This window comes from Promineifilum sp. (SeqCode) (genome assembly GCF_041918635.1).
GTDB lineage: Bacteria > Chloroflexota > Anaerolineae > Promineifilales > Promineifilaceae > Promineifilum.
Genome location: NZ_JAYRVJ010000192.1, coordinates 1 through 5,602, shown reverse-complemented (window position 1 = coordinate 5,602; position 5,602 = coordinate 1). Strand labels below are relative to the sequence as shown.

At 62.4% G+C, this 5,602-nt stretch carries 8 protein-coding genes and 1 pseudogene; all 9 read right to left on the bottom strand.

The features are described 5' to 3' along the window. Positions 1-585 (bottom strand): M48 family metalloprotease (locus ACE3UY_RS06665; protein ID WP_374686765.1); only part of this gene is annotated, 585 nt, incomplete at its 3' end. A gap of 37 nt (positions 586-622) precedes the next feature. Then, positions 623-1,141, bottom strand: a complete 519-nt coding sequence (locus tag ACE3UY_RS06660; RefSeq protein ID WP_374686764.1) for a hypothetical protein — start codon at positions 1,139-1,141, stop codon at positions 623-625. A gap of 152 nt (positions 1,142-1,293) precedes the next feature. After that, positions 1,294-2,196 carry a hypothetical protein gene (locus ACE3UY_RS06655; protein ID WP_374686766.1) on the bottom strand — a complete coding sequence of 301 codons (903 nt, stop codon included), beginning with the start codon at positions 2,194-2,196 and terminating at the stop codon, positions 1,294-1,296. A 33-nt stretch (positions 2,197-2,229) separates the two neighbouring features. Then, a pseudogene (locus ACE3UY_RS06650) lies at positions 2,230-2,415 on the bottom strand (DUF3618 domain-containing protein); the annotation flags it as partial. Continuing rightward, the gene (locus ACE3UY_RS06645; protein WP_374686763.1) at positions 2,394-2,792 is read right to left on the bottom strand and encodes a phage holin family protein; all 399 of its coding nucleotides are present in this window, start codon (positions 2,790-2,792) and stop codon (positions 2,394-2,396) included. The gene ACE3UY_RS06645 and the pseudogene ACE3UY_RS06650, both read right to left, overlap by 22 nt. Positions 2,793-2,851: 59 nt before the next feature. After that, positions 2,852-3,610 carry a hypothetical protein gene (locus ACE3UY_RS06640; RefSeq protein WP_374686762.1) on the bottom strand — a complete coding sequence of 253 codons (759 nt, stop codon included), beginning with the start codon at positions 3,608-3,610 and terminating at the stop codon, positions 2,852-2,854. Between the two features lie 73 nt (positions 3,611-3,683). Beyond that, on the bottom strand, positions 3,684-4,121 hold the full coding sequence (locus ACE3UY_RS06635) for an SRPBCC family protein (protein ID WP_374686761.1): 438 nt from the start codon (positions 4,119-4,121) through the stop codon (positions 3,684-3,686). 259 nt (positions 4,122-4,380) lie between these two features. Next, on the bottom strand, positions 4,381-5,118 hold the full coding sequence (locus ACE3UY_RS06630) for a M23 family metallopeptidase (RefSeq protein WP_374686760.1): 738 nt from the start codon (positions 5,116-5,118) through the stop codon (positions 4,381-4,383). Between the two features lie 115 nt (positions 5,119-5,233). Continuing rightward, on the bottom strand, positions 5,234-5,602 hold a 369-nt coding region (locus tag ACE3UY_RS06625; protein WP_374686759.1), incomplete at its 5' end, for a hypothetical protein.

Below are 5,602 nucleotides of genomic sequence, written 5' to 3'. Positions count from 1 at the left end.
GCGCATGGTTAGCAGCTGGCCGATGACAGCCGCCATTTGGCCCGTGGCGGCGCTGTTGGGGTTCTGCGGGTCGTAGGAGGCGATAATCACCGCGCCGGTCAACCCCTGGGTCAACTGCTGGCGGGCGATCTGCTGCGCTGAGTGGCGGGCCACGGCGTGGCCGATCTCGTGGGCCAGCACGCCGGCCAACTGACCCTCCGTCTGTAGCAAGTTGTAAAGGCCCACCGTAACGAACACCTGGCCGCCGGGCAGGGCGAAGGCATTGACGGTCGTCTCGTCAACCAGGAGCGTGCACTCGTACGGCCACTCAGCCTGGCCGGCGTCGCTCTGGTTAATCAGCCGGCTACAGATTTCGTCCAGGAAAGCCTGGGCCTGGGTATCCGGGTGTTCGCCGCCGAACTCGGCGGCCATCTCCGGCGCGGCCTGCAAGCCGAGGGCGATCTCCTGCTCCGGCGTGATGCCGACGTACTGGTCTTCCTGGGTGATGGGGTTGAACTCCTTCGACCGGAAGTAAGAGAAGAGGGCAAAGGCGGCGATGAGCAAGCCCACCAGAAGCCGCCCACCGCCATAACTACGTCTCCGCATGGTCGTGTACTCCTATGATTATCGACCTGATTCCGTGTCAGGCGACCGGCGGTGCAGCAGCTGGCGGCTCGTCGAGCACGTAAATGTCGCGCTCCAGTCCCTCATAGAGGCCGCCCGCCGTCGCCCCAAAGAAAACGTGGAACGCCAGCACCAGCCAACTGCGCAGGGGCGAGTACCACGGGTAGAACAGCGTCAGGGAGTAGTAGTTGATGACGTAGACGGCCAACCCAAATAGCGCGCCGCCCACGATGCCGACCACCAATCCCCAGCGATGAATGATGAAAGCCAAAACGATGGTATAGAACAGGGACAGCCCCATGTGAACCAGCATGCCCACGGCCAAGATGCCGAACTCGGGTGGCGAGGTCGGCGTAAAGACTTCCTGGCCCAACAGAATAGCCGCTGAGTGGTGGAACGGCGTCCAGGGACTCCCCCCCGTCACGGTCGACCACAGGATCATTCGTAATAACAGGGTCAGCCCGCCGGCCAACAGACCAGCAATCACCGCCGCCCGCCAATCCATAACCAATCGCATTGTCTTGCTTGCTCTCTGCATGGCGCCAATGCTCCTTCCGCCAGCTGTATAAATGTATGCTACCTGTAGATACCAAGACAGGGACGCCACAAACGTGGGCGTCCCTGTCTCATAGATGCAGTAGTAGGCAGCCAAGCGTCTGGCTTAATACTACAACGAGCTTCAGATCGCGGCTAACCGCCCGTGCCGGTCGTATCGCCGATGGGCAGATTGGCGCGCTCGGCAGCGCTGCGGGCTTCGGTCATGACCGCCTGCTGCGTCTCCTCGACCACTGTCTGCACGCGCCCCACCACATCCTGGGCGCGCGTCTTGGCCTGGTCCATCAGGCGGTCGCGCTGCTCGCCCATCAACCGGTTCTCGTACTCGGTGCTGGGGATGGCCGCGCCGATGGCCGCGCCGGCGATCAGCACCACCGCGCCCAGAGCCAACGGATTCTGCTCCATGGTCTGCCAGAAGGTCTGGCGGGTCTGCTCGATGCCGGCCTGCGCGCGCCAGCGGGCCTCGTTGCTCAGCCGCTCGGCCTCGCTGCGGGTGCGCGTGGCGGCGTCAGAAACACGGCCCTGAACCATCTCGGCGCGCTCGCTGACGGTCTCGCCCACGCGCTGCGTGGTGTCGCTAATGCGGCTGCCCAATTGAGCGGCGCGTTCCTGAACCAGGCCGGCGCGGTCGCTGACAGTCTCGCCCACACGGTGGGTCGTGTCGCTAATACGCTCGCCCCACTCGGCGGCGCGGTCGCCGACGGTCTCGCCCACACGGTGGGTCGTGTCGCTAATACGCTCACCCAGTTCGGACGCCCTATCCTGAACAGTATCGACCGCGCGGCCGGCGCGCCGCCGGGCCTCGTCGAGCATTTGCCCTTCGTCCCGGCCACCGTTGTAATCGCCTTCGTAGTAACGGTAACCGGCGGTGCGATAAGGGTACTCGCTCATGCGCATATCGCCGCGCTTGCCACGGTCGGCCAGCAACAGCCAGCCCAACCCCAGGCCGATGAGGGCCACGGGTAGCGGGTTGTCCCGTACAGTCTGGCCCAGTCCGGCCGACACACCTTCCACTTTACGGTTCGCTTGGTAGCTCATATCCTTTATCCTTCCTACGGTAGCCTCCCTCACGGAAGACTTCGCTTGTTCGATCAGGTTATCCGGTGACAATCGCTCGCCGATCTCGTTGATCGTCGTCGTCATCTGGGCCCGGGTATAGTCGATCTGACGCCGAATGTGATCGGGATCATTGTTCGACTCCGAGGGCACGATGGCGTAGGGGTCATTCGGGAGTGTCAAATCTGTTCGGTCAGCCATTCTTTGTTTTCCCTCATCGTCTCAATAGTCCGGCGCGGCGCCGGATCGATTTCCTTGAGCTTGGTCACGCCATATTGCACGGCAATGGCCGCAGCAATAGCCAGAACCACGCCAACAATCAGGGCTGCCAGCCAGGCATCCATGACCTGGGCCAGCGCCAGAATGAGCGCGGCCACCAGGGCCAGATACGCCCCCAGCCCAATAACGGCGCCGATGGCGATCAGGGCGGCGTTTCGGCCTGCCTTACTCGCCTTGCGGGTCATCTCGGCCTGAGCCAACTGGATTTCCTGGCGGATCAGCGTGCTGGCCTGGGTTGACAGCCGCGAGAACAGCTCGCCCAAACTCGTTTGATCCTGTGAATACGTCTGATAGTCCATCACTTCCTCTCTCCCGCGCCAGCGGGATTGTGCAGGCCAGCGCCTCCGGCGACTGCCTCTTACTCGCCCTCTTCCGCCAGACCAGTCGGGTAAGCCGTCGGGTTCTCGCCGAACTCCTTCTGGTTGGAGGTATGGTAGACCGACGGGCCTTGCTGGTAATGGGACTCGCGGGCGCCGGTCTCGGCGCCATACTCGACTGCCGGGCGACCAGAGCCGGAGGTGGAACCGCTCTGGCGCTCATAGCGCCGCGTCTGCGCGCCGCCCTGATAGCTGGCGCCCGTACCACCCGAATAGCTCGTCTCATTGTAACCGGAGCCATAGCCGGAGCCGCCGTCAAAACCGCCACCCGAGTAGCTGCGATAGCCGCCGGGGCCGGAACTGCGCAAGAAGCGCCCCACCACCAGACCCAGCATAAACGCGCCGCCCAGGAAGAGCGCCGGCTGACGGCGGGCCAGATTCTCGGCGTCGGCCAGCATATCTTCGACTCCGTGGTTGTTCAGGTAGGACGATACCTGGTCGATCTGGTCGGCAATGCGGTTACCGTACTGGGCGATCATCTGCTGATCTTGCCCCTCCAACTCAGTGGTGGTGGAACGCACGGCTTCCGCGACCGAACCCAACTCCTGGGCCACGTCGCCCAGCCGGCTATCGACAGTTGTCTTCGCCTGATCGCTCACCTGAGCGACAGTGCGCTTGGCCTGTTCCTTGGCCGCCTCAGCCGTCTCGCTGACCTTGCGCTGAGCCTGGCCGGCCGCTTCCTGGGCCTTATCGACAGCGGTTTCGGTCTTGGTCTTGTTCATCGGATCATTCGTTTGCATGTTCATCATCACACTCCTTGGTGTTATGTGTCTGTACTGGCCGCGGGGCGTTTGTGTTGCCCGCGGGCGCTCATTACCGGCCGTTCTCCACATAAGCCTTGAAGTTGCGCAGGTCTTCTTCAAGGCGCTTGTCGGGGTCGGCGAACAGTTGCGCTACGACCTCGCCCAACTTACCGCCGGGCGGGGTGTAGTTCATCGTCACGGTAATCTGCGTCTGGTTGTCGGGCAGTTCAGTAAAAACCACTTCGCCGCTGGTCGTCATCGTGCCAGCATTGTCCTTGGTATTCCAGCCGATGCGCGTATTGACATCGAGCCGGGTCGTCTCGGCCGTCCACTGCACGGTCGTGCCCAATGGGCCTTTGACCTCCCAGTAGCTCTTCTGGGGGCCGATCTTCTCCACCTTCTCGACATACTTCATGAAGTACGGGAAGGTTTCGAAATTGGACCATACATTGTAAGCGGTGCTCACGTCGCTCTTCACAATCACGGTTTGGGAAACCCGTTCTGTCATCGTAATTACTCCTCTCGTATCCAGTGGTGTCGAGCAAATAGGCGCTCGGCCTTTTCTATGGCGACTCACCTCCCTGGTGGACGCCACGATTTGTTCTCACTGGGCCAATGTGCTAGACGTAGTGTAAGGGTTCTTGAGGCGCGAACGATGGTTAGCTGGTACAGAGAGAGGATATAGATATGGGTACATCTCGACCTCTGAGAGGGGGAACTCTCAGAAGCCCGGACGCGCAGAGAGGGACTAGGGCACGTCTAGCGCGCTATTGAGCAGCACACAGATCGACGCCGCACTGCATTACCTCGGCTCGACAGGTGTAGTTTACGGGCAAACCCAGGTATGGCGACGGATCAAGCGTATTGGCGAACTCCAGTTCGTTGGTATACCGTCCACCGCCGTCGTCTTTCACGATCGAAAAGTGCAGATGCACCCACACGTCGCGCAGCGAATCGCCATTGTAGTTTCCGGTATAGCCCAATAGCGTCCCCTGTGGCACAAATAGCTCCTGCGTGCCCGGCGGAAAACTATCGAGGATGAAGTCGTTGCCCGCTTCATCGGCCATATGGGTGTAATAGAGCCAGATCTGAGCCCCCGGATTCAGCGGGTCCTCGGGAACGCGCTGAATGAGCGTGCTTCGCCATTCAACTTCCCGTGTAACATAGCCGTCGTAGGCGGCATAGACAGGTGTCAGGCCCGGCTCGGCGTTGCTGAAGATGTCGATCCCCTGGTGGGGAGAGGCGCTGGAGTAAGGCCCGTTGGGGTCGTTATAGAGCAGGCCGATGAAGCCGTCGGCCGGGAGAATGAACGGAGCGCCCTCACACCGCGCGCGCTGCACGGTGACGAGCGCCTGGCGCTGGGCTTCATCGCCGCGCGCCCATTGGAGAAAGCGGCGGGCGGTTGGGCCATCCGGGCCGCCCCACAGTCCGCTGACCCGCGCCAGCAGCCCGATGACGACCACCAGAAGGATCAGGCCCAGAGTGATCCCGATGACTCTACGCATACGTGGGTAACGTGGGCAAAGGAAAATGGCTACGGATCAGAATGGGCGATACACGGACTATCATCCGTTTGGCCCGTCCTAATCCGTAGCCATTTCTTCGTTATCTGATGAGAGGCTACTTCACCGTTGCCGGATCGATGCCGGCGGCCTTGAGCGCCTTGTTATAGGCTGCCATCGCCTTGGCGTTGTCGACGCGAGCACGCCGGATCTGCTCCGGCGACATACTGTCGGTGATCTCGATCAGCGCGGGCGGCTCAATGCCGGCGGCCATGGCCGCCGAAGCAGCCGGGGCGCTGGCCGGCACGGTCGAAGCGTCGGCAGGAACGGGGGGTGTGGCGGGAGCCGGGGCCGCGGCCGGCGCGACGGGAGCGGTTGGCTCGGCCGGCGCGGGCGCTGAGGCGCTCGTCGCGACGATGGCCGAGCCGCCCTTCAGGGTAGAGGGGTCAATCCCGGCCGCTTTCAGCGCCTTGTTATAGGCCGCTTC